25 protein-coding genes are annotated in these 20,011 nt (G+C 68.7%); 12 read left to right on the forward strand and 13 right to left on the reverse strand.

The features are described from left to right. Window positions 1-94: 94 nt before the first annotated feature. Window positions 95-976: a 1,4-dihydroxy-2-naphthoate polyprenyltransferase gene (locus AU188_RS17735; RefSeq protein ID WP_059164980.1), complete on the reverse strand. Its 882-nt coding sequence runs from the start codon at window positions 974-976 to the stop codon at window positions 95-97. 44 nt (window positions 977-1,020) lie between these two features. On the opposite strand from AU188_RS17735, the gene AU188_RS17740 reads away from it, so the two are divergent. Genes AU188_RS17740 through AU188_RS17760 form a run of 5 tightly spaced genes read left to right on the forward strand, consistent with a single transcriptional unit; the run spans window position 1,021 to window position 5,009 of the window. After that, the gene (locus AU188_RS17740) at window positions 1,021-1,245 is read left to right on the forward strand and encodes a hypothetical protein (protein ID WP_059099497.1); all 225 of its coding nucleotides are present in this window, start codon (window positions 1,021-1,023) and stop codon (window positions 1,243-1,245) included. Window positions 1,246-1,248: 3 nt separating this feature from the next. Beyond that, window positions 1,249-2,025: an S-methyl-5'-thioadenosine phosphorylase gene (locus AU188_RS17745; protein WP_059164981.1), complete on the forward strand. Its 777-nt coding sequence runs from the start codon at window positions 1,249-1,251 to the stop codon at window positions 2,023-2,025. After that, on the forward strand, window positions 2,022-3,053 hold the full coding sequence (locus AU188_RS17750; protein WP_059164982.1) for an NAD-dependent epimerase/dehydratase family protein: 1,032 nt from the start codon (window positions 2,022-2,024) through the stop codon (window positions 3,051-3,053). The genes AU188_RS17745 and AU188_RS17750 overlap by 4 nt, the downstream gene beginning before the upstream one ends. Then, on the forward strand, window positions 3,053-3,868 hold the full coding sequence (locus AU188_RS17755; RefSeq protein WP_059164983.1) for an alpha/beta hydrolase: 816 nt from the start codon (window positions 3,053-3,055) through the stop codon (window positions 3,866-3,868). The genes AU188_RS17750 and AU188_RS17755 overlap by 1 nt, the downstream gene beginning before the upstream one ends. A gap of 13 nt (window positions 3,869-3,881) precedes the next feature. Continuing rightward, window positions 3,882-5,009, forward strand: a complete 1,128-nt coding sequence (locus tag AU188_RS17760) for an NAD(P)H-dependent flavin oxidoreductase (RefSeq protein ID WP_059164984.1) — start codon at window positions 3,882-3,884, stop codon at window positions 5,007-5,009. A gap of 51 nt (window positions 5,010-5,060) precedes the next feature. Here the strand turns inward: AU188_RS17760 and AU188_RS17765 are convergent, their stop codons facing one another. Genes AU188_RS17765 through AU188_RS17775 form a run of 3 tightly spaced genes read right to left on the reverse strand, consistent with a single transcriptional unit; the run spans window position 5,061 to window position 7,296 of the window. After that, on the reverse strand, window positions 5,061-5,513 hold the full coding sequence (locus AU188_RS17765; protein ID WP_059164985.1) for a nitroreductase/quinone reductase family protein: 453 nt from the start codon (window positions 5,511-5,513) through the stop codon (window positions 5,061-5,063). A gap of 59 nt (window positions 5,514-5,572) precedes the next feature. Then, complete coding sequence (locus AU188_RS17770) at window positions 5,573-6,595, reverse strand: sensor histidine kinase (RefSeq protein ID WP_059164986.1); 1,023 nt, start codon at window positions 6,593-6,595, stop codon at window positions 5,573-5,575. Further along, complete coding sequence (locus tag AU188_RS17775; protein ID WP_059164987.1) at window positions 6,595-7,296, reverse strand: response regulator transcription factor; 702 nt, start codon at window positions 7,294-7,296, stop codon at window positions 6,595-6,597. Before AU188_RS17775 ends, AU188_RS17770 begins: the two co-directional genes overlap by 1 nt. A gap of 103 nt (window positions 7,297-7,399) precedes the next feature. Here AU188_RS17775 and AU188_RS17780 point away from each other — a divergent pair, with 103 nt between their 5' ends. Genes AU188_RS17780 through AU188_RS17790 form a run of 3 tightly spaced genes read left to right on the forward strand, consistent with a single transcriptional unit; the run spans window position 7,400 to window position 9,344 of the window. Next, a complete protein-coding gene (locus tag AU188_RS17780) occupies window positions 7,400-8,056 on the forward strand; it encodes a glycosyltransferase family 2 protein (protein WP_059164988.1) in 657 nt (218 codons plus the stop codon). Beyond that, a complete protein-coding gene (locus tag AU188_RS17785) occupies window positions 8,053-8,715 on the forward strand; it encodes a TIGR04282 family arsenosugar biosynthesis glycosyltransferase (protein WP_059164989.1) in 663 nt (220 codons plus the stop codon). Before AU188_RS17780 ends, AU188_RS17785 begins: the two co-directional genes overlap by 4 nt. Beyond that, window positions 8,715-9,344: a methyltransferase domain-containing protein gene (locus AU188_RS17790; RefSeq protein WP_059164990.1), complete on the forward strand. Its 630-nt coding sequence runs from the start codon at window positions 8,715-8,717 to the stop codon at window positions 9,342-9,344. The genes AU188_RS17785 and AU188_RS17790 overlap by 1 nt, the downstream gene beginning before the upstream one ends. On the opposite strand, the gene AU188_RS17795 is transcribed toward AU188_RS17790, so the two are convergent. From AU188_RS17795 to AU188_RS17810, 4 genes are all read right to left on the reverse strand, one after another. Beyond that, entirely contained in the window at window positions 9,341-9,814 is a 474-nt protein-coding gene (locus AU188_RS17795; protein ID WP_059164991.1) for a hypothetical protein, read from the reverse strand. The genes AU188_RS17790 and AU188_RS17795 overlap by 4 nt on opposite strands. A 1-nt stretch (window position 9,815) precedes the next feature. After that, window positions 9,816-11,084 carry a molybdopterin-dependent oxidoreductase gene (locus AU188_RS17800; RefSeq protein WP_059164992.1) on the reverse strand — a complete coding sequence of 423 codons (1,269 nt, stop codon included), beginning with the start codon at window positions 11,082-11,084 and terminating at the stop codon, window positions 9,816-9,818. A gap of 51 nt (window positions 11,085-11,135) precedes the next feature. After that, window positions 11,136-12,491 (reverse strand): hypothetical protein, encoded by a 1,356-nt coding sequence (locus AU188_RS17805; protein WP_059164993.1) that lies wholly within the window; start codon window positions 12,489-12,491, stop codon window positions 11,136-11,138. 79 nt (window positions 12,492-12,570) lie between these two features. Then, the gene (locus AU188_RS17810) at window positions 12,571-13,185 is read right to left on the reverse strand and encodes a pyridoxamine 5'-phosphate oxidase family protein (protein WP_059165037.1); all 615 of its coding nucleotides are present in this window, start codon (window positions 13,183-13,185) and stop codon (window positions 12,571-12,573) included. An 89-nt stretch (window positions 13,186-13,274) separates the two neighbouring features. Between AU188_RS17810 and AU188_RS17815 the strand changes: the two genes are divergently transcribed. After that, window positions 13,275-13,616: a DUF3140 domain-containing protein gene (locus AU188_RS17815; RefSeq protein WP_059099484.1), complete on the forward strand. Its 342-nt coding sequence runs from the start codon at window positions 13,275-13,277 to the stop codon at window positions 13,614-13,616. A gap of 4 nt (window positions 13,617-13,620) precedes the next feature. Here AU188_RS17815 and menE read toward each other — a convergent pair whose 3' ends face one another. Beyond that, entirely contained in the window at window positions 13,621-14,754 is a 1,134-nt protein-coding gene (menE, locus tag AU188_RS17820; protein ID WP_286137554.1) for an o-succinylbenzoate--CoA ligase, read from the reverse strand. Between the two features lie 41 nt (window positions 14,755-14,795). Beyond that, window positions 14,796-15,098: a DUF3349 domain-containing protein gene (locus AU188_RS17825; RefSeq protein ID WP_059099483.1), complete on the reverse strand. Its 303-nt coding sequence runs from the start codon at window positions 15,096-15,098 to the stop codon at window positions 14,796-14,798. Window positions 15,099-15,321: 223 nt separating this feature from the next. Between AU188_RS17825 and AU188_RS17830 the strand changes: the two genes are divergently transcribed. The 3 genes from AU188_RS17830 to AU188_RS17840 are packed head-to-tail and all read left to right on the forward strand — an operon-like array spanning window position 15,322 to window position 17,177. Next, on the forward strand, window positions 15,322-16,563 hold the full coding sequence (locus AU188_RS17830; RefSeq protein WP_059164994.1) for an inorganic phosphate transporter: 1,242 nt from the start codon (window positions 15,322-15,324) through the stop codon (window positions 16,561-16,563). A gap of 12 nt (window positions 16,564-16,575) precedes the next feature. After that, window positions 16,576-16,860 (forward strand): hypothetical protein, encoded by a 285-nt coding sequence (locus AU188_RS17835; RefSeq protein WP_059164995.1) that lies wholly within the window; start codon window positions 16,576-16,578, stop codon window positions 16,858-16,860. A gap of 11 nt (window positions 16,861-16,871) precedes the next feature. Continuing rightward, window positions 16,872-17,177 carry a DUF3349 domain-containing protein gene (locus AU188_RS17840; protein WP_059165039.1) on the forward strand — a complete coding sequence of 102 codons (306 nt, stop codon included), beginning with the start codon at window positions 16,872-16,874 and terminating at the stop codon, window positions 17,175-17,177. Window positions 17,178-17,181: 4 nt separating this feature from the next. On the opposite strand, the gene AU188_RS17845 is transcribed toward AU188_RS17840, so the two are convergent. Genes AU188_RS17845 through AU188_RS17855 form a run of 3 tightly spaced genes read right to left on the reverse strand, consistent with a single transcriptional unit; the run spans window position 17,182 to window position 20,004 of the window. Beyond that, window positions 17,182-17,553, reverse strand: coding sequence for a VOC family protein (locus AU188_RS17845; protein WP_059164996.1), 372 nt, complete (start codon window positions 17,551-17,553; stop codon window positions 17,182-17,184). Window positions 17,554-17,576: 23 nt separating this feature from the next. Beyond that, window positions 17,577-19,118, reverse strand: a complete 1,542-nt coding sequence (locus AU188_RS17850) for a long-chain-fatty-acid--CoA ligase (RefSeq protein WP_059164997.1) — start codon at window positions 19,116-19,118, stop codon at window positions 17,577-17,579. 1 nt (window position 19,119) lies between these two features. Next, window positions 19,120-20,004 carry an SDR family oxidoreductase gene (locus AU188_RS17855; RefSeq protein WP_059164998.1) on the reverse strand — a complete coding sequence of 295 codons (885 nt, stop codon included), beginning with the start codon at window positions 20,002-20,004 and terminating at the stop codon, window positions 19,120-19,122. Window positions 20,005-20,011: the final 7 nt, after the last annotated feature.

Here is a 20,011-nt window from a genome sequence, read left to right on the forward strand (position 1 = left end):
TCCTCCGCGGCTACGGCCGAGATTGCATTCAGGGTTGTTGGGCCATGAGCCGCCTACTCCACAGCCCTCATTGCAATCTCGCCCATAGGACCGTTCAAAGAACATCTCCAGCCAGCCAGAGCGCCAAGGACACCGCGACCGCCCACACCAGCATCGTCAGCCCCGTGTCGCGCAGCACCGGGATCAACTCCCCGCCGCCGAGGCGTTTACGGACCGGCGCGGCCGCGCGCACCGCGAGCGGCAACGCCACCAAACCGACGGCTGCCCACGGCGTCGCGAGCATCAGCACCAACGTCGACGCAAACGCCACGACCATCAGCGCCTGATACAACAACCGGGTCCGGGCGTCGCCGAGTCGCACGGCCAGCGTGATCTTGCCCGACTCCTTGTCGGTCGGGATGTCGCGCAGATTGTTGGCCACCAGGACCGCCGACGACATGGCGCCCATCGCGACAGCGACCGCAGCGCCCTCCCAGTCGATCCGCAGCGCCTGCGTGTACTGCGTGCCGAGCACGGCCACCAACCCGAAGAACACGAACACCGCGATCTCACCCAGCCCCAGGTATCCGTAGGGCCGCTTGCCTCCGGTGTAGAGCCACGCCCCCGCGATGCACACCGCGCCGACCGCGATCAGCCACGGCGCGCTCACCGCCGCCAGCACCAGGCCGGCCACCGCCGCCAGGGCCAGGCTCAGCACCGCGGCCGTGAGCACCGCCCTCGGCGTGGCGACCTTCGACCCGACCAACCGCAGCGGCCCGGACCGAACGTCGTCGGTACCGCGGATCCCGTCCGAGTAGTCGTTGGCGTAGTTCACGCCAATGATCAGTGCGACGGCCACAGCCAGCGCCAGCAGCGCCTTCCACCAGCAGGCGGCGTGCAGCCAGGCCGCGGCGCCCGTGCCCGCGATCACGGGCGCGATCGCGTTGGGCAGGGTGCGCGGTCGCGCGCCTTCGACCCACTGGGCGAATGTGGCCACGAGCGCCAGTCTCCCACGGGCCCGGACCGTGGCAGACTGAGCGCATGGAGGACCGACTCAGCAAGGCGGAGATTCGCAAGGACGCCGTGCAGGAGATCTTCGACTCCGGCGTATCGACCGTCGGTGAGGTGGTCTCGATCATCACCACCGCGGTCAAGGACGTCGCCAACGCCGTCGGCGGCTTCGCCACCGACGCGTTCGAGATCCGCGACACCGTGCGCCTCGCGTCGCAACGGCTCGACGAAGTCGACGATCAACCGCCCACGTAGACCGTGCTCGGAGTCATCGGCGGGAGCGGTTTCTACAGCTTCTTCGGACCCGACGCGCGCAGCGTCAACCTCGACACCCCGTACGGCGTGCCGAGCGCCCCGATCACCGTGGGCACCGTCGGCGAACACGAAGTGGCGTTCCTGCCGCGGCACGGCGTCAACCACGAGTTCTCCCCGCACACGGTGCCGTACCGGGCCAACATGTGGGCGCTGCGCGCACTCGGTGTGCGACGCATCTTCGCCCCGTGCGCGGTCGGCAGCCTCACTCCTGAGCTAGGACCGGGCGCCATGGTGGTGCCCGATCAACTCGTCGACCGCACCAGCGGCCGCGCCGACACCTACTTCGACTCGGGCGGCATCCACGTCGCTTTCGCAGACCCGTACTGCCCGACCTTGCGCGCGACGGCCGCCGACCTGCCCGGTGTCGTCGACGGCGGCACCATGGTGGTGGTGCAGGGGCCGCGGTTCTCCACCCGCGCCGAGAGCCGGTGGTTCGCGAACCAGGGCTTCACGCTGGTCAACATGACCGGCTATCCCGAGGCGGCGCTGGCGCGTGAGCTCGAGATGTGTTATGCCGCAATAGCGTTGGTGACCGATCTGGACGCCGGCATCGAGGCCGGCGCCGGTGTGCGGGCGGTCGACGTGTTCGCCGAATTCGAGCGCAACATGGTGCCGTTCAAGAAGCTCGTGCACGAGGCGATAGAAAGCACACCCGAGGTCAATTCCTGTACGCATTGCCGGGCGCATGAGGGCGTCCGACTGCCGTTCGAGCTCCCGTGAGAGTTTTGCTGACCGGCGCGGCCGGTTTCATCGGCGCCCGGGTCGACGCGGCGCTGCGCGAGGCCGGCCACGACGTGATCGCCGTCGACGCGATGCTGCCCGCCGCCCACGGGCCCGGCGCCGAGGCACCCGCCGACTGCGAGGTGATCGACATTCGCGATGCGTCCGCGGTGGCGCCGTTGATGAAAGGCGTCGACGTGGTGTGCCATCAGGCGGCGGTGGTCGGAGCGGGCGTGAACGCCGCCGACGCGCCTGCGTACGCCAGCCACAACGACTACGGCACCGCGGTGCTGCTGGCCGAGATGTTCACCGCGGGCTGTCAGCGGCTGGTGCTGGCGTCGTCGATGGTCGTGTACGGCCAAGGCCGCTACGACTGCCCGGAACACGGGCCGGTCGACCCGCACCCGCGCACCCGCGCCGACCTCGACGCCGGCGTGTTCGAGCATCGGTGCCCGCTGTGCGGGGCGCTGGTGGCGTGGCGGCTGGTGGGCGAGGACGCGCCGCTGCGGCCCCGCAGCCTCTATGCGGCCAGCAAGACGGCACAGGAGCAGTACGCGCTGGCCTGGGCCGAGGCGGTCGGCGGTGCCGTCACCGCCCTGCGGTACCACAACGTCTACGGTCCGTACATGCCGCGCGACACCCCGTATTCCGGTGTGGCGGCGATCTTCCGGTCGGAACTCGAATCAGGCGATGTACCACGGGTTTTCGAAGACGGCGGGCAGATGCGTGACTTCGTGCACGTCGACGACGTGGCAGCGGCCAACGTGGCGGCCGTGGACTCCGGGCTGGACGGTTTCGGCGCGTTCAACATCTGTTCGGGACGGCCGATCTCGATACTGGAGGTGGCCACCGAGCTGTGCGAAACACGCGGTGACGCACCGCCCGTGGTCACCGGGCAGTACCGCAGCGGCGACGTCCGCCATATCGTCGCGGACCCCGCCAAAGCGGCTCGGCTGCTGGGATTCCAGGCGGCGGTGGACCCACGTGACGGGTTACGCGAGTTCGCATTCGCGCCGTTGCGGGCCTGATGCGCCGGACGGTCGGCATACTCGTTATCGTCACGCTCGTGGCGGCGGGTCTGATCGGTCTCCTGTGGTCTCAGCAGCGACGGTTGATCTACTTCCCGTCGCCGGGTCCGCTGCCGCCCGCCGCCACCATGCTGCCCAACGGGCAGGACGTGGTGATCGAGACCGACGACGAAATCCGGTTGGCGGGTTGGTTTTTCCCGGTCGAGGGCGACGCTCCCGCCGTACTGGTGTTCAACGGCAACGCGGGCGACCGGTCGATGCGCGTGCCGCTGGCCTCGGCGCTGAACCGGATGGGCTGCTCGGTGCTGCTGTTCGACTACCGCGGCTACGGCGGCAATGCGGGCCGCCCGTCGGAGGAGGGCCTGGCCGCCGATGCGCGGTCCGCGCAGAACTGGTTGGCCGCGCAGCCGGGCGTCGAGGAGATCGCCTATTTCGGCGAATCCCTCGGCGCCGCAGTCGCTGTCGGGCTCGCCGTGGAACGGCCGCCGCGCTCGCTGATGCTGCGCTCACCGTTCACCTCGCTGCCGGACGTCGGCGCGGTGCATTACCCGTGGTTGCCGGTGCGTTGGTTGCTGACGGACCGCTACCCGTCGATCGACCGCATCGCGTCGGTACGGGTACCGCTGTTGGTGATCGCGGGGGATCGCGACGACGTCGTGCCCGAGCCGATGAGCCGCCGGCTGTACGACGCCGCCAACGAACCGAAGCGGTACGTGCTGGTCGCGGGCGCCGGACACAACGACCTCGAGCTGCTCGTCGGCCGGCAGATGCTCGACGAGATCCGGAGGTTTCTCTCGGATACAGGTATGACTTAGTGATACTGGTGGTGTGAAACCCGCCATCTGTGAACAGTTCGGTATCGACTTCCCGCTCTTCGCGTTCAGCCACTGTCGTGACGTCGTTGCCGCGGTGACCAATGCCGGCGGTTTCGGCGTGCTGGGCGCGACCGCCTACACCCCAGAGCTGCTGGACCAGGAACTGTCGTGGATCGACGACCACGTCGGCGGCAAGCCGTACGGCCTGGACATCATCGTGCCCGCCAAATTCGAGGGCAAGGGGGAGAAGCTGTCGACCGGCGACCTCGCCGCCCGCATCCCCGACGAGTACCGCGGCTTCATCGCCGAACTGCTGGCGGCCCACGACATCGAACCGGAGGCGTCGCCGCGCACCGGTCCGCCCATCCTGTCCGGCAACACCGGCAAGGATCTGCTCGACGTGGCGATGAGCCATCCGATCAAGCTGATCGCCAACGCGCTCGGTGTTCCGCCGGTCTACATGATCGAGGCGGGCAAGGAGCGCGGCATCCCGGTCGCGGCGCTGGTGGGAGCCAAGGAGCACGCCGTCAAACAGGTGGACGCCGGCGTCGACCTGATCGTGGCGCAGGGCACCGAAGCCGGCGGGCACTGCGGCGAGGTGACAACCTTGGTGTTGGTGCCGGAGGTCATCGAGGCTGTGGCGGCTGCCGGGTCCGAGGTTCCGGTGCTCGCTGCGGGCGGGATCGTCACGGGCAGGCAGATGGCGGCGGCGGTGGCGATGGGCGCCGACGGGGCGTGGACCGGATCGGTGTGGCTCACCACCGAAGAGGCCGAGACCGCGCCCCACACCAAGCAGAAGTTTCTGGCCGCGACGTCGCGCGATACCGTCCGTTCGGCGGGTAGGACGGGAAAGCCTGCGCGCCAGCTTGTTTCGGACTGGACACAAGCGTGGCTGCCGAACGACGGCGGTCAGCGGCCGTTGCCGTTGCCGTTGCAGTCGATGCTGTCCGAGCCGGTCATCCGCCGGATCGACGTGCTCGCCTCGCAGGGCCATCCGGGTGCCCAGGCGTTGGCGACGTATTTCGTCGGACAGGGCGTCGGGCTGATGAACAAGGTCAAACCCGCTCGAGAAGTCGTGCGGGAGTTCATCGAGGACTACGTCGCCGCGACCGAACGCCTGAGCAACTCGCTACCCGACTAGTGGTGATTTCGGTGTAGTCAGAGGCGGTCTGCGCAACCAAGTACACCGAAATCACTCGTCGGCGAAGGTGATCCGCACCGAGATCGGGTCGCTCTCCATCGCGCGCATCGTCAGCGCGGTGGCCGACTGGCTGAGCTTGCCCGCTCCGCCGAAACTGCGGGCTCGTGCGCGGACGTCGTCGTCGGGCTCGAACGTCGCGGTGCCGGTCCGCCATTCGTCGTTGATGCGCACGCGCACCGTCGGATTCGCCGCGATGTTGTGGGCCCAGCCGGCGCGGCGGCCGTGCTGAGAGATCACCCAGACGCCGGCGTCGTCGGCGCGGCCGGCCAACGGCACGCGGCGGGGTTCACCGGTCCTGCGGCCGATCGTCTCCAAGTCGACCACCAGCGACGACCGGATGCCCACGCGGTCGAGCGCGGCGACCACCGGGTTCATCAGGACGCGGCCGAGTTGCCGTTCCAGCCTGAACTTCCGAACCGCCCTGCCGGCACTTCTCGTTGCCATCGCAACCTCCTGAGTATGAGGTCACCGACATTAGTTGAGTGATCACTCAAAAACAAGCGTTAGTCGGCCGCCAGCGGCAATCGCACCTCGAACCGCGCGCCGGTGCCCAGGTTGCGCGCCGACAGCGTGCCGCGATGCGCCTGCACCAGACCCGCGGCGATCGCCAGTCCCAACCCCGAACCGCTGGGCAGCGACGAGTCGGCCCGTGGAACTCGGTCGTTCGAGCCGCGGTACGCGACGTCGAACACCCGCGGCAGGTCCGCCTCGTCGATACCGACACCGGTGTCGTCGACACGTGCCCACGCGCCGTTCTCGTCGGATCCCAGCGCCAGCGACACCCGGCCTCCTGCCGGCGTGTGCGCGATCGCGTTGGCGACCAGGTTGGACAACACCCGCACCAGGGCGCGGTCGCTGCCCAGCACCCGCACGGGCGTCGCGGGCAGGTCGACCGACAACGCCACCCCTGCACGTTCGGCGGCGATCCGGTGGGCGGTCAGGACATCGTCGACGACCTCGTCGAGCGCGACCTTGTCGAACACCGGCTGGACGGCACCCGCGTTGATCTTCGACATCTCGAACAGGTCGTCGACCATCTCGGAGAGTCGAACCGACTCGTGCTCAATGGTTTTCGCGTGCACCCGCACTTCGGCGTCGGGTACCACACCGTCGGCGATCGCCTCGGAGACCGCCCGTATCCCGGCCAGCGGGGTGCGCAGGTCGTGGCTGACGAACGCGACCAGCCTGCGACGCGAGTGTTCGGCGGCCCGTTCGGACTCGCGGATCTCCTGTTCCCACACGGTGCGGCGGGCCTGATACCGCGCCAGCATCACCGCGGCGGGGATCGTCACCACCGCGACGATCACCAAGACGATCGCGGTCTGCTCGAAGGTTTCGGTGATCATGAAGCCGCTGGCGCCGAGCACGCCGGTGAACGTCGCCAACACCGGGATGAGCACCAGCGCCACCATGCTCACCGCCAGCGACCAGGACCGGGCCAGGCGGATGACGAGCGCGCCGGCGAGCACCACGGGGACCGAGCACGCCAACGCCAACCCGGTGATCTCCCACAGGTCGGTCGGCACTAGGCGCTCTGCCCTTCCGGTGAGCGCGCTTCGCCGCTCCACAGATAGCCGCGACCCCAGACCGTCTGCACCCGATGGTGGTCACCGAGCTTGGAACGCAACCGTTTGACGTGCACCGTCACCGTCGACAGATCGCCGAAATCCCAGTGCCACACCCGCTTCAACAGTTCTTCGCGGCTGAACACCACGTCGGTGTGGGTGAGGAAGAACAGCAGCAGGTCGAACTCGCGGTTGGTCAGCGACACCGGCGCACCCTCGACGGTCACCGTGCGCGCCGCCGTCGACACCGTCAGACCGCCGACGCTGACGTTCAGCGGAAGCGTTGCCGCAGGCGAGGGTGCGCGCCGCAGCACCGAGCGCACTCGCAACGCCAGTTCGCGCGGGCTGAACGGTTTGGTGAGGTAGTCGTCGGCGCCGGCCTCCAGGCCAGCGATCCGGTCGTCCTCTTCGCCGAGCGCGGTCAACAGAATCACCGGGACCGTGTAGCCGCCGCGCTGACGCAGGGTGCGGCACAGTGTCAGCCCGTCCGGGCCGGGCATCATCACGTCGAGCACGGCGACGTCGATGCGCTGGGAACCGAGTAACCGCAGCGCCTCCGTCCCGTCGTGGGCGATCGCCACGTCGAGCCCGTCGCGTTCGAGATAGCGACGCACGACATCGCGCACGACGGTGTCGTCGTCGGCGATCAAAACGCGCGTCACACTTCCCGAGACTAGCCCGATGCGGCCACTACCTGCGCCGATGTCACGGATTCGTCATCAATCGGCTGGTTGGGGTCACGGGCTGGTGGTTAGCCTCGACACCATGCCCGACTGTCCGGTGACCGTGGTGCTGCCGTGCCTCGACGAGGCGGAATCACTGCCCGGCGTGCTCGCGGCGATGCCGGCCGGATACCGGCCGCTGGTGGTCGACAACAACAGCACCGATGCAACCGCGCAGGTGGCGCTGCGGCACGGTGCCGACGTGGTCACCGAGAAGCGCCCCGGTTACGGCGCTGCGGTGCATGCCGGGGTGGTGGCGGCGGCGACGCCGATCGTGGCGGTCCTCGACGCCGACGGCTCACTGGACCCGGGTGACCTGCCGGCACTGGTCGAGGAGCTCGACCGCGGCGCGGACATGGCGATCGGCCGGCGCCGGCCGGTGCCGGGCGTGAAGTGGCCGTGGCATGCCCGGCTCGGCACCGCGGCGGTGTGCTGGCGGCTGCGCCGGCGCCACGGCCTGGCGGTGCACGACATCGCGCCGATGCGCGTCACACGCCGCGATGCGCTGCTCGAACTCGGGGTCACCGATCGCCGCTCCGGGTATCCGCTCGAGCTGCTCGTCCGGGCCGCGGCCGCGGGCTGGCGCGTCGTCGAGCGCGATGTCGACTACGGCGCGCGCACCGGCGGCAAGTCGAAGGTCAGCGGATCGGTTCGCGGCAGCGCGGTGGCGGCCCTGGACTTCTGGCGGGTGATCTCGTGACCGTGCTCCCGGTGACCGTGCTGGTCGTGGCCAAGGCGCCGGTGCCAGGGTTGGCGAAGACCCGCCTCGCGGCCTCGATCGGTGCCACCGCCGCCGCGGACATCGCCGCCGCCGCGCTGCTCGACACCCTCGACGCCGTGGCCTCCGCGCCTGTCGAGCGCCGGGTCGTCGCCATGACCGGCGACCTCGAGCGCGCGAGCCGAGGCGACGAAATAAGCTGTCGCTTAGCCGACTTCACCGTCCTGGCCCAACGCGGCGCCGACTTCGCCGAACGATTGGCGAACGCACACGCCGACGCGTCCACCGGTATCCCGGTCCTGCAGATCGGGATGGACACCCCGCAGGTGAGCGCTGATCTGCTTACCGACTGCGGCCGGATCCTGGTCGACACCGACGCGGTGCTCGGCTTCGCCGAGGACGGCGGATGGTGGGTGCTGGGCGTCTCGCGGCCGTCCATGGCGGACTGCCTGCGAACGGTGCCGATGTCGCGGCCCGACACCGGTGCGATGACCCTCGCGGCGTTGCGCGGCGACGGGGTCGACGTTGCCATGGTCGACGTGCTCGAGGACTTCGACACCCTCGACGACATCGACGTTGTGCGCCGAAAGTGCCTGCCGTACAGTCGGTTCGCTCAGGCGACCAAGGCGGTGCGGGCCTGATGCTCGGTCACCTCTACGACCGCGCCCTCGACGGTGAGCGCTGTTGGATCCGCCACGACGACGGTGAGGTGCGAAACCTCCCCGTGCACAACTGGATCGGCGGTGCGCATGCCGACGGCCGGTTCGATCGTGCCGTCGTCGACCTGTGTGAAGGTCCGACGATCGACCTAGGCTGCGGCCCAGGCCGGTTGGTGATCGAGCTGATCCGACGCGGTGTTCCCGCACTGGGTGTCGACCAGTCCGCGACCGCTGTCGGCCTGGCCCGCCGGAACGGCGCTCCGGTGTTGCGCCGGGACGTGTTCGGGCAGCTGCCTGCGACCGGTCGGTGGCAGACCGTGTTACTGGCCGACGGCAACGTGGGCCTCGGTGGTGACCCGCTGCGGGTATTGCGCAGGGCGGCGGAATTGCTGCGCCGTGGCGGTCGCTGCATCGCCGAGTTCGAGGCGCTGACAAACGGTATCCGCACCGGCTGGGTTCGGCTGGAGTCGTCACGCACGGTGGGCCCCTGGTTCCAGTGGGCCTCGGTGGGCATCGACTGCGCCGCCGAGGTCGCCGAGAACGCCGGGCTGGTGTTGACCAGGGTCCATCCGATCGGCGACCGGGTGGTCGCGAGCCTGACGCTGTCCTAGCGCCTGCTCATCGCCAGCCGGATGGCGTAGACGGCCGCGCTCGCTCCGAACATCGCGGCGGTCAACAGCAACCATCGCCCCAGAAACGGGTCCTGAGTCTGTCCGCTGGCGGCCAGCACGGTCGGCTCACCCTGCTCGACGATCCCGGGCAGGAACAGCAGCAGTGTCAGCCCCGAGCCGAGCGCAGGGACCCGCAGGTAGTTCAGCAGCGGCACCGGCAGCCGCGGAATTCGCGTGCCACGCTGCAGGATCCGGTCGGCCAGCGCGTACAGCGGAAACAGCACGAGGTCGTGGACGACGACCGACGCGGCGAACCACACCAGAATCGACTGCCACCACGTGCGGGAGTTCCACAGTGCCGCGGGCGTGATCGTGGCGAGCACATACCCGAACAACGCGAACCCGGCGAGCAGTGTCAGCAGGTGCAACGGATTCGATCCGTACACGTCGCGGAAACGCCGGGCGCGCATGTCAATCCACCGGCCTGAAGTCGATGCTCGCCACCCACTTGGTGTTGTGCACACCGGGTAGCGCAGGAACGATGATCCGGGCTGGGAACCCGTGGTCGGGTGACAGGTCGGCGCCGTTGACCTTCAGCGCCAGCAGGGCGTCCGGGTGCAGGACCTGATTGCGTTGCAGGGTCGCGCGATTGAAGGCACCCCGTCGTTCCACCGACTGCACGAACGCCGACGCGGGTTCCGGCACACCAGCCAGTCGCGCGAGGTCGCGCAGCGGTACGCCCGTCCAGGTCTCGGTCGTCGACCAGCCCTCGACGCAGGCGATCGGCAGGCGGGCGGTGCGCTGGGGCATCTCGGTCAGCATCGTTCGGTCCAGCACGACGGGCGCCGGTCCGCCCGTCAGGAAGAGGCGCCAGCGCTCGCCGGTCAGGTCGGGGGTGATCCGCGCTGCGGCCGCGGTCCTGTTGACCTGGAAGTCGTTCGGTCCGTCACCGCGGGTCCGTCCGCGAGGGAGCAACAGCGCGGCGGGCCTGGTCCACCCGCCGATGCTCTGCCCGGCGGTCAGCACGGCGACCAACGCGGCGCCGCCGCCGACGAGCGCCAGCGCACCGCGACGGCTCAACGTCGCGGGATCGGGGTCGGCGGGCGCCAACCCGTCGGGCGTATACGGGTCCGCGACGGTGTCCTCGCGCGACGTCCGCAGCACCGCGCGCATCGACCGTGACCGCAGCCCCGCCCACATCCGCGGAATCTTGATCGCGATGTGTACCACAAATCCGGCGATGAACACCCACGCACCGAAGTAGTGCGCGGTGTAGAAGCTGAACCCGAAGATGTAGTCGTACTGGATGTTCAGCACCCCGGTGACGATCTCGAACAGCACACCGCCGACCAGCATCAGCAACGAAACACGTTCGGCCAGTTGAGCGATCGAGCGCGCCGGCGGCCAGGCGAAGAGCCGGGGGATCACCGACCACAGCTTCGCGAGCACCACCGGCACCAGCACCAGACCCAGCCCCACATGCAGACCCTGGTTGAGCCGATACAGCCACGCCGGGTCGGTGGGCCAGTCGAAGGTCGGCAACTTGAGCCAGCCGACGTCCGCCGGAATGGCCTGACCGAACTGGGGCCCATAGGCGATGTACGACAGCAGGCCGGTGACGATCACCACCGGCAGACCGATCAGCAGGACCGCGCCGAACACCGATGTCAACCACAACCCGCGCAGCGGACTGCGCCAGCGGATCAACGTCCGCCGCCGCGGTCGGTCGATCAAGCCCATGACACCAGAGTCCAGCCGTGCGGCCTCAGGTAGAAGCTTGGCTCGCGGCCGTTACCAATTCGTCAGAATGAAATGGTTGAGCAGCAAGGCGCCCACTACGTTGACCGCCAGCCACCAACGGTGTGACCGGGGCGGCAGCAGCGCGCCCGCAGCGGTCAGCCAGATGGTGAACGGCAGCCAGATGCGTTCCGTCTCGGCCTTGCTCAGCATGGACAGGTCGGCGAACACGATCGCCAGCAGCGCCCCCGCGAGGAGCATGTGCAGGCCGGATCGACGTCGAATCGCGGCGATGTCGAACGCCCTGCCGATGCCGGCCACACTGCCCAGGCCGATCGCACACACCACGGAGGCCAGATTCGCCCAGACCCAGTACTGGAAGGGGCGGTCGTTGGCGATGCCCTGCCAATACCGTTCCTGCACCAGGTGATAGCCGTCGAACCACCAGAATCCCAGCAAGGCGAAAATTCCCACCACCACGAGGACGACGACGATCGCCGGCGCCGCCGCGCGCAGCGAGGCCGGCCGGTCCGCCGCGCACAGCAGCACCGCAAGCGCCGGCAGCACCATCAGGCCCAGCCCGTAGTTGAGGAAAATGCCCCAGCCCAGCAGCAGACCGGCGCCCACGGCCGCCAGCGCCGGCCAATGCGTCGTTCGCGCGACGGCCAGCGCCAGCAGCGCAATACCCCACGCCGCCACGCCCGCGAAGTAGCCGTCGGCCGACACCGCGATCCAGATCGCCGTCGGCGCCACGGCGACGAACGGCGCTGCCAACCGGGCGGTCTTCTCGTCGGCCAGCGCGCGCACCGCGACCACGATTGCGGCGGCGGCGCTGGAGCCGACCAGCAGGCACAGCAGAGCCGCCCACGCGCCGCCGCCCAACCCGATTCGGTCCAGCCAGACGAACGTCAGCAGCGCGCCCGGCGGATGCCCCGATACATGGGTTATCCACGAATCCGGTTGATAGTCAAGGATTCTGTCAGCGAAGGTGCGCAGCGCGTCCGGGATGTCGGTGACGGTGGGCACCTGTCGCAGGTACTCGTGCCGGGCGGTGAGTCGCCCGGCGAAGCCGCGCTGCCAGCCGTCGACCATCGCCAGCGAGAACGCCCACGCGCATGACGTGAGCCAGGTGATCCACGGGACCGCGCGCCACGGCAGCCGCTGCGCGAGCGACGGCCCCCACAGCACCGCCGCCGCGCCGATCAGAATCACCGGAAGCGTGCCCCACCCGACGTGTGCGTCCCACCACCCGAAGATCGGCGCGGTGTCGGCGTAGTCGTGGAGGCGCTTGGGCGTCGCGTTGATCAGCGGGGTGACGATGCCCAGACGCAGGTGCGGTACGACGAACGCCGCGACGACCAGCGCCACGCCGACGGCGACGGCCACCGCCTCCCTGCGTCCTGTCCGCATTCCGCCACCCTAATGACTGGTGATTTCGGTGTAGTTGGTTGCGCTCACCGCGAGTGTCTACACCCGAATCGCCGGGGCGTCAGTACAGGCGGCTGCGGGTGTTCTCCTCGCTGTAGTACTCGTCGAGTTCGGCCTGACTCCAGTCGTACCGAATCGCCTTGAGCAGCTGCGCAACGCTCGGCAGCGCCGACGGGTTCCAGGTCGTCGGATCCCATGCGTCCGAACGCAGAAACGCTTTGGCGCAGTGGAAGAACACCTCTTCGATCGCGACCTCCAGCGCCAGGATCGGTCGTTTTCCTTTCACGGCCAACGCATCGAAATAGTCCGCGTCGGAGAGGATTCTGCCCGTGCCGTTGATCCGAAGCGTGTCGCCGCGGCCCGGAATCAGGAACAGCGTGCCGACATGCGGGTTCTGCAGGACGTTGAGGTAGCCGTCGACACGTTTGTTGCCCGGCCGCTCGGGAATCGCGATCGTGGTGTCGTCGATGACGTGGACGAATCCGGGCGGATCACCCTTCGGCGACACGTCGACGCGGCCGCGGGCATCCGTCGTCGCGACGAAACCCAACGGCGTGTGCGCAAGCCAGTCCCGCTGGACCGGCGACAGCCTGTCCTGGACCTTGGTGGCGACATAGCGGTCCGGCTGCCCGACGATCGATCGCAACTGCTCGACGGTGCTGACTTCACGACGCATCGCTTCATCATGCTCGATCATGCTCGCCCACCATCGGATCGGGTTAGCTCCCCCGATCGCCGGGTAGCCGATCCGCGGAGGTGAGAGTGATGGCCCATCATGTCGACGTCGACCCCGCACTCTGGGAGGAGTTCCACCGGGTGGTCAACATGACCTCGCGGGAACTGATGGACTGGCTGCGCACACGGTCGGCCGGCGAGGACTCCGAGGAGATGCCGGACCAGGCCGGCACGCAGACCGGCCGCGCGGTGTTGGAGGTGCTGCAGAAGCGGCGCGGCGACCTGACCGACGAGGACGAACGCGTGATGCGCAAGGTGGTCGACCGTATCCACGCCGAACGCCGTGACGACCTCGAGCCCACCGCGGGACAGGAGAACTGGCGGCACCGGCTGATGACGATCGGCCATGATCCCCTCAAGCCCGCGCCGTGACCATCTAGTCCGAGGCGGAGTACCGGGCGGCGAGCGCTCGTCGGTCGATCTTGCCGATGCCGCGCCGCGGTAATTCGTCGACGACGTGAACCTCGCGGGGCGCCGCCGTGACGTCCAGCATCAACCCGACGTGCGCGCGGAGTTCTGCGAGCGTGGGCGCGTCGCAGCCGGGCGCGAGCACCACGGCCACGGCCACCCGCTGGCCCAGCCGCTCGTCGGGCACCCCGAACACCGCGCATTCGGCGACCGCCGGATGCCCGGCCACCGCGGTCTCGACGAGCTGCGGGATGACGGTCAGCCCGCCGCTGCTGATCGCGTCGTCCGCCCGGCCGAGCACGGTCAGCCGCCCCGACGCATCAAGGGCGCCAACGTCATTGGTGCGAAACCAGCCCGCCTCAGCGAACGGGTCGGGAGCCACCGGATTGCGGTAGCCCTTCGCGAGCGTCGGTCCGCCCAGGACGATCCGGCCTCGGTCTGATGTCGCCGACTGCGCGGCTTCGTCGACGATCCGGACCCGCACCCCGTTCAGCGGCACACCGTCGTACACGCACCCGCCGGCGGTCTCACTCATGCCGTACGTCCGCACCACCGAAATACCTGCTGCTACAGCCTTTTCAGCGAGTGGGGCGGGCATCGGCCCGCCACCGACCAGTACGGCGTCCAGGCCCGCCAAAGCGGCCGTCGCCGCCGAATCCTGCAGCGCCTTGTCGAGTTGCACGGCCACCAGTGAGGCATAGCGCCGCCCAGGTCCGAACGCCGTTATGGCCGAAACCAGTTCAGCCGCATCGAAACTCGGCGAGATCGCTACTGGCGTGGTCCCAGCGACGACGCTACGCACCAGCACCTGCAAGCCGGCGATGTGATGCGCCGACAGCGCGAGCAGCCATTGGCCCGGGCCGCCGAGCCGATGGTGCGTGGCCTCGGCGCTGGCGGTCAACGCCGCGGCGGTGAGCATCGCGCCCTTGGGGGTTCCGGTCGTGCCTGATGTCGAGACCACGACGGCGACGTCGTCGTCTACCTCGGCGCCGGCACGCAATGACGTTGACAGCAGCGATGATTCGCGCTCATCGTCGGCGGGCACCGGCAGGATGCTGGCGCGTCCGGCGAGCATCTCCTGCACCGTGGGCAGGAGCGACAGGGCGGCGGCACCCGAACCGACCGCGACCGGTGTCAGGACGGTTATGGGTCGTCCTCCGGATCGCGTGGGTCGTCGAGCGGCCAGCCCCGCACCGCCAGTCGCTGGCGCACCCGCTCGACATCCTCCGGCGTGGGCAGCGCGTCGATGATCGACGTGATCAGCACGCCGATGTCGGCGTCGTCGAACTCGCCCGTCCGCTTCAACTCCATCGCAACGGTCCTCACCTCGTCGTCGGTGAGCCGTCGCCGCAGCAGCGAGAACAGCGGCACCCGGTCCGGCCCGGGCACCCCCTCGGGATAACCCGCTGTGATCCACGCGACAATCCTGGCCAGAAACTTCGTCACTGTGCCCTCCCGCGTGTCGCATCGGGTTTACCCGCTGCCGATTGGATGATGCTAGTGCGAGCCCGAACAAGTCGAGTCCGACGCCGTCGGCAAACACCCGACCGCCGTCGGGTTAACAATCGATGAACAGATTGCCCAGGACGGCGAATTCCCTGCTCGACACGCCCCTCGAAAGTGGCCATGAATTAGGCGAAAGGGCCGCCGGGGCCGCAGAATTAGCGCCGTGAGCACCGAGCTGATCGTCCTCGTGCTGTTGATCGCGACCGCATTGGCATTCGACTTCACCAACGGCTTCCACGACACCGGCAATGCGATGGCGACGTCGATCGCCACCGGTGCCCTCAAGCCCAAGACCGCTGTGCTGTTGGCCGGTGTCCTCAACCTGGTCGGCGCGTTCCTGTCGGTGGAGGTCGCGGTCACGGTGACCACGTCGGTGCTCAACGTGCAGGACGGCAAGAGCGGCGCGCTGCTGCCGTCGATCGATGCCTCGACGGGTTTGACGATCATCTTCGCCGGGCTGATCGGCGGGATCCTGTGGAACCTGCTGACATGGTTGTTCGGCATCCCGTCGAGTTCGTCGCACGCGCTGTTCGGAGGGCTGATCGGCGCGGGCCTCGCCGCGCTCGGCGCCGCAGGCGTCAACTGGAGCGGCATCACGCAGAAGGTGCTCATCCCCGCGGTCGCCGCGCCGGTCATCGCCTGCCTGGTGGCCGCGTGCGGCACCTGGCTGGTGTACCGGATCACCCGCAAGGTGGCGGTGAGTCGCCGTCGCGAAGGTTTCCGCTGGGGTCAGATCGCGACCGCTTCGCTGGTCGCACTGTCGCACGGCACCAACGACGCGCAGAAGACGATGGGCGTCATCGCCCTCGCGCTCATCACCACCGGCCACCTCGGCGGCGACGTCAAGGAGAACGGCCTGCCGTTCTGGGTCATCTTCAGCTGTGCGGTCGCGATCGGTCTGGGCACCTATCTCGGTGGTTGGCGCGTCATCCGCACGTTGGGCAAGGGGCTTGTGGAGATCGACTCCCCGCAGGGCTTCGCAGCCGAAGCATCCTCGGCCGCAATCATTCTCAGCTCCAGCGCCGCCGGCATGGCGTTGTCGACCACCCACGTCGCCACCGGATCGATCCTCGGCAGCGGCGTCGGCAAGCCGGGCGCCGACGTCCGGTGGGCGGTGGCCGGGCGGATGGCCGTCGCCTGGTTGATCACGCTGCCCGCCGCGGGATTCGTTGGCGCGCTTTCATTCTGGCTGTCGCACGGGGTGAAGACGCTGACCGGGTCCGGCCTCGCCGGTGACGGCCTGATCTTCCTCGCGCTCGTTGGGCTCTCGTTCTACATGTGGTGGCGGGCCCAGCAGCAGAAGGTGGACCACAACAACGTCAACGCCGACTGGGACGACGCCACCAACTCCGTCGTCCCCGCCGAACTGCGCGAGACGCAGATCAAGACCGCGGCGACGGTGTAGCGGAGGAACTCGATGACTTATCTGGAGAGCATCCTCAAGGTACTGGTGGTGGGACTGGTGCTGGGGGCGGGCCTGCCCGCGCTGTTCGCGACGGGACTGGTGGCCTTCTCCGGCGGAGCGGGTGACGAGTCCGCCGACGGCACCGTGAGTGCACCCAACCCGGTCCGCAAGTACCTTGGCGTGGCGCTGTTCGTGTTCGTCGGGTGGGTGATCGTCACCGCGGTGCTGTGGATCACCCGGTCCACCATCATCCACCACACCGGTATCGACCTGTTCCCCTTCATGCCCGAGAAATGAACGGCGACACCATGACAGAGAACCTCAACGTGTTGGACAACGTGCTTTCGTGGCTGCGTCGCGGCTACCCGGACGGTGTGCCGCCGAAGGATTACTTCCCCCTGCTCGCACTGCTGAAGCGGTCGCTCACCGAAGACGAGGTCGTCAGCGCCGCGCAGACCGTGCTCAGGGGTGCCACCGCCGACACCGTGACCGAAGGCGAGATCCGCGACGCGATCCACCGGGTCACCGCCCAGGAGCCGAATCCTGAAGAGATGCACCAGGTTGCGTCACGGTTGGCGTCGGTCGGCTGGCCGTTGGCCACCCCGTCGCGCTGAAACCCTACTGCCGGGAGTCGCGACGCAGCGGGTGGGTCTCGGGCACCTGCACGAAGATCAGCAGGACACCGTCGGGATCGTTGACATGCATCTCGTGCAGTCCCCACGGCTCCTGTCGAGCTTCCCGCGTGATCGGCACGCCCCGACCCGAGAGCTCCTTCTCGGTGGCGTAGACGTCGCGGACCTGCAACCACATCGTGCCGCCCGCGCGCGGTCCGCCGTGGCCGGCGAGTTCGATCAGCGACTGCCCGGCGTAGAACACGGTGCCCGCACCGTAGTCGCGGGCGATGGCCAAGCCCAGCTCGTCGCGGTAGAACGCCAGCGACCGCTGATAGTCCGCCGGCCGAATCAGCATCCGGCTGGCCAGAATTTCCATGGCATCGTGTCTATCACGCCGGGTCAGCCGATCCGCCGCCCGACACCTTCCCAGTACGGTTCGCGCAGCGCGCGCTTGAGCACCTTTCCGCTCGGGGTGCGGGGCAGGCCCTCGGCGAACGACACCGACTTGGGCAGCTTGAACCCGGCGAGTCGGTCGCGCGCATAGGCGATCAGCTCCGACTCGGTGGGGCAGCCGCCCTCGGCGGGGACGACGATCGCCTTGACCGCCTCGCCCCATGTCGCGTCGGGAACGCCGATCACGGCGGCGTCAGCGACCGCCGGATGGGTCATCAGTACGTTCTCGACCTCGGCGGGATACACGTTCTCGCCACCCGAGACGATCATGTCCTTGACGCGGTCGTGCAGGAACACGTAACCCTCGCTGTCGAGGTAGCCGGCGTCACCGGTCTTGAGCCAGCCGTCGTCGGTGAGCGTGGCGGCCGTCGCGTCCGGATTGTTCCAGTAGCCGCGCATGTTCTGCCGCGAGCGGGTCCACAGCTCACCGACGGTGCCGACGGGCACGTCGCGGCCTTCGGGGTCGACGATGCGCACCTCGACCCACGGGAACGGCTTGCCGCACGACCGCAGCAGCTCGGGATCGTGGCGGTCGAGTTGGGTGATGGAGCCGGTGGTTTCGGTCTGCCCGTACACCTGCAGCAGGTCGCAGTCGAACCGCTCGAGCGCCTTGACCAGAACGTCGTCGGTGATCGGTGATGCCCCGTAGACGATCGCGCGCAGGCAGGTGAAATCCGTCCGCTCGACACCCGGGGTTTCGAGCAGCCGCTGGATCACGACGGGCACCAGCAGCATATTGGTAATGCCATGTCGACCAACGGCTTCGAGAATCGCGGGCGGGTCGACGTCGCGCAGCACGACGGTGCGCGCGCCCTCACCCAAACCGACCAGCGCCCAGCCCGAACCCGCCATGTGGAACATCGGCATCACGGCGAGGCTCACACTGTCGGTGTCGAAGCGCCACTTCTCGGCGATGCCGGTGGCCTTGCAGAAGTAGTTGTCGTTGGTCAGTATCACGCCCTTCGGCGCGCCGGTCGTTCCCGACGTGTACATCAGGAACGCGACGTCGTCGGGTTGCGTTGCGACGCAGGGGTCTTCGGCGGGGTGCTCGGCGAGCCAGGCGTCGAACTCCGGCCACCGAGGGTGCGCACCGACGGCGACGATGTCGGCCGCCAGCCGGTTTTCGATCGCCTCGACGTGGCCGAAGAACTCGGCGCCCACGACCACCACGCGGGCTCCGGCGTCGTCGATGATGTGGGCCATCTCGGCAGGCGCCAGCCGCCAGTTGACCGGCACGACGATCGCGCCGAGTTTGGACAGGGCGCAGACGACTTCGAAGAACTCGATGCCGTTCTTCTCGATGAACGCGACGCGGTCGCCGAACCCGACACCCGCCGCGCGGAACGCCTGCGCGCCCCGGTTGGACCGCGCGTCGAGGTCGGCGAACGTCACGGCTCGCTCACCGGCGATCAACGCGACCGCGTCGGGGCGTTCGGCGCCGTAGACACGCGCGATGTCGGCGACGGTCGCGATGTCGGGGTGTGGCATGTCAGGAGTTCGGTTGGACGCGTTGCCGTTTCATCACCATGTCGACGAATGCCGGCGCGAGGCTGTTCACGGCCTGGGCGGTGACGGCCATGCGAGGCGCGATGCGCACGGGTCGGGTGCGCGCGGCGGTGATCATCCAGTCGGCGGCCTCAGATGCGGTCAATCCGGCGACCCCGTCGTAGGCACGGGTGGGTGCGATCATCGGCGTGCGCACCAGCGGGTAGAACAACGTCGTCGAATGCACGCCGTCGCCGCTCCACTCCGTCTCGATGACGCGGCTCACCGCAGTCAGCGCCGCCTTGGACGCGTTGTACACCGCGAACAACGGCGACGACTCGGACAGCACACCCCACGTCGACACGTTGATGATGTGGCCGTTTCGCCGCTCACGCATCCCGGGCGCCAACCCGCGGATCAGCCGCAGCGGGGAGTAGTAGTTCAGCGCCATGGTGCGCTCGACGTCGTGCCAACGTTCCAGCGAGTCGGCCAGCGGCCGGCGGATCGAGCGCCCCGCGTTGTTGATCAGGATGTCCACCCCGCCGAGTTCCTCGGTGACCCTGGCGACGAGCTCGTCGACCGCGTCGAGGTCCGAGAGATCACAGGCATGCGCCCAGGCCTCTCCGCCGTTGTCGGTGATCCGGTCGACCAGCGCGTCGAGCAACTCCTGGCGACGCGCAGCCACCACCACGGTGGCGCCGCGGCGGGCGAACTTCTCCGCGGCGGCCTCACCGATACCGGATGACGCGCCGGTGAGCAGGATGCGCTTGCCCCGCAGGTCGACGACGTCGCGGCCGGGCTGGAACTGCAGCAGTTCGGGGACGATCGGCGGCCGCATGGTGGTCAGCAACAGTTGGTCGGCCAACCGCCGCAACGGGCTTTTGCTCACGGTCCGT

Origin of the sequence: Mycobacterium sp. IS-3022 (assembly GCF_001500065.1) — a bacterium.
In the GTDB taxonomy this organism is placed as follows: Bacteria; Actinomycetota; Actinomycetes; order Mycobacteriales; family Mycobacteriaceae; genus Mycobacterium.

Excerpts from the sequence above, each read along its gene's own strand:
- AU188_RS17740 (WP_059099497.1), top strand. The coding sequence starts at position 1,021 with ATGGAGGACCGACTCAGCAAGGCGGAGATTCGCAAGGACGCCGTGCAG.
- AU188_RS17755 (WP_059164983.1), top strand. The coding sequence starts at position 3,053 with ATGCGCCGGACGGTCGGCATACTCGTTATCGTCACGCTCGTGGCGGCG.
- AU188_RS17765 (WP_059164985.1), bottom strand. The coding sequence starts at position 5,513 with ATGGCAACGAGAAGTGCCGGCAGGGCGGTTCGGAAGTTCAGGCTGGAA.
- AU188_RS17780 (WP_059164988.1), top strand. The coding sequence starts at position 7,400 with ATGCCCGACTGTCCGGTGACCGTGGTGCTGCCGTGCCTCGACGAGGCG.
- AU188_RS17790 (WP_059164990.1), top strand. The coding sequence starts at position 8,715 with ATGCTCGGTCACCTCTACGACCGCGCCCTCGACGGTGAGCGCTGTTGG.
- AU188_RS17795 (WP_059164991.1), bottom strand. The coding sequence starts at position 9,814 with ATGCGCGCCCGGCGTTTCCGCGACGTGTACGGATCGAATCCGTTGCAC.
- AU188_RS17800 (WP_059164992.1), bottom strand. The coding sequence starts at position 11,084 with ATGGGCTTGATCGACCGACCGCGGCGGCGGACGTTGATCCGCTGGCGC.
- AU188_RS17805 (WP_059164993.1), bottom strand. The coding sequence starts at position 12,491 with ATGCGGACAGGACGCAGGGAGGCGGTGGCCGTCGCCGTCGGCGTGGCG.
- AU188_RS17810 (WP_059165037.1), bottom strand. The coding sequence starts at position 13,185 with ATGCGTCGTGAAGTCAGCACCGTCGAGCAGTTGCGATCGATCGTCGGG.
- AU188_RS17815 (WP_059099484.1), top strand. The coding sequence starts at position 13,275 with ATGGCCCATCATGTCGACGTCGACCCCGCACTCTGGGAGGAGTTCCAC.
- AU188_RS17835 (WP_059164995.1), top strand. The coding sequence starts at position 16,576 with ATGACTTATCTGGAGAGCATCCTCAAGGTACTGGTGGTGGGACTGGTG.
- AU188_RS17840 (WP_059165039.1), top strand. The coding sequence starts at position 16,872 with ATGACAGAGAACCTCAACGTGTTGGACAACGTGCTTTCGTGGCTGCGT.
- AU188_RS17845 (WP_059164996.1), bottom strand. The coding sequence starts at position 17,553 with ATGGAAATTCTGGCCAGCCGGATGCTGATTCGGCCGGCGGACTATCAG.
- AU188_RS17850 (WP_059164997.1), bottom strand. The coding sequence starts at position 19,118 with ATGCCACACCCCGACATCGCGACCGTCGCCGACATCGCGCGTGTCTAC.